Source organism: Streptomyces niger, assembly GCF_000718305.1.
Classification (GTDB): Bacteria; Actinomycetota; Actinomycetes; order Streptomycetales; family Streptomycetaceae; genus Streptomyces; species Streptomyces niger.
Genome location: NZ_JOFQ01000069.1, coordinates 1 through 413 on the forward strand (window position 1 = coordinate 1; position 413 = coordinate 413).

Here is a 413-nt window from a genome sequence, read left to right on the forward strand (position 1 = left end):
GGGAAATCACGGGACGGCAGGCAATCCCCATACCAGGACGACTTCAACGCCCCACCCCGCCCGAAGACATCCAACAACGGCAACTCCAACGTCATATCCGGCGTCGGCACCCCCACCAACACCACCGTCCCCGCCAAATCCCGGGCATAAAACGCCTGCTTGTACGTCTCCGGACGCCCCACCGCCTCAATCACCACATCCGCACCGAACCCACCGGTCAACTCCCGCACCGCCGCCACCGGATCAGCCGACTTCGCATTCACCGTGTGCGTGGCACCGACCGACTCCGCCTTCGCCAGCTTCCGCTCATCGATATCCACCGCGATGATCTTCGCCGCCCCCGCCAACCGCGCCCCGACAATCGCCGCATCCCCCACACCACCGCACCCAATCACCGCCACACTGTCACCCCG

General features: G+C 65.6%; 1 protein-coding gene. It reads right to left on the reverse strand.

The window, feature by feature from the left end; genetic code table 11:
* Nucleotides 1-413: zinc-binding dehydrogenase (locus IF20_RS36935; RefSeq protein ID WP_199896935.1), on the reverse strand; the 413-nt coding region annotated here is incomplete at both ends.